The organism is Methylobacterium variabile, assembly GCF_001043975.1.
Classification (GTDB): Bacteria; Pseudomonadota; Alphaproteobacteria; order Rhizobiales; family Beijerinckiaceae; genus Methylobacterium; species Methylobacterium variabile.
In genome coordinates this window covers 1-663 of the sequence record NZ_LABY01000508.1, presented here as the reverse complement: position 1 = coordinate 663, position 663 = coordinate 1, and the positions used below count along the sequence as shown (strand labels likewise).

1 protein-coding gene is annotated in these 663 nt (G+C 71.8%); it reads right to left on the bottom strand.

Going from position 1 to position 663, the window contains the following annotated elements:
* Positions 1-424: MFS transporter (locus VQ02_RS34215; protein ID WP_483414291.1), on the bottom strand; the 424-nt coding region annotated here is incomplete at its 3' end.
* Between the last annotated feature and the right edge of the window lie 239 nt (positions 425-663).

Sequence of the window (663 nt, the reverse complement as noted above, 5' to 3'; positions counted from 1 at the left end):
CGAAGAGCGGCTCGTAGCCGATGCGCCCGGCGAGCTGGCCGATCAGCAGCGAGAACAGCGTGCCGCCGAGATAGCCCGCCATGCCGCCGAAGCCGGTGGCGGTGGCGACCTCGCACGGTTCGAAATTGTCGGTGACGACCGCGTAGAGCAGGCTCGAGACCATCTGGTGGGCGAAGGCGCCGAGCGAGAACAGGCAGATCGCCGCGAACGGGCTCTGGGCGAGGCCGATCAGGCCCGGCCCGACCATGCACACGGCCCTGAGCCCGATGCCGGCGATGCGCGAGTTGGCCAGCGAGATCCGGAAGCGCCGGGCGAGGAAGGGCGAGAGGTAGCCGCTGAGCACGCAGCCGAGATCCGCCGCCAGGAACGGCAGCCAGGCGAACAGCACGAACTGCTTGATGTCCATGCCGCGGGCGCTGACCATGTCGAGCGGGATCCAGTGGCTGAAGGTCTGCCGGGCCGGGATGCGCAGTGACGATGACGACGCGGGAGGATGCATGAGCGAGGCAGCGGGAATCCGGGTCGCCCTGTCGGGGGCGGGGGGGCAGATCGGGGCGGTGCTGCGGCCGCGGCTGCTCGCCGCCGGCCACGTCCTGCGCTCCGGCGGCGGGCCGACGGCGCTGACGCCGCTCTCGGACGCCGAGACGGTGACGACCGGTGACC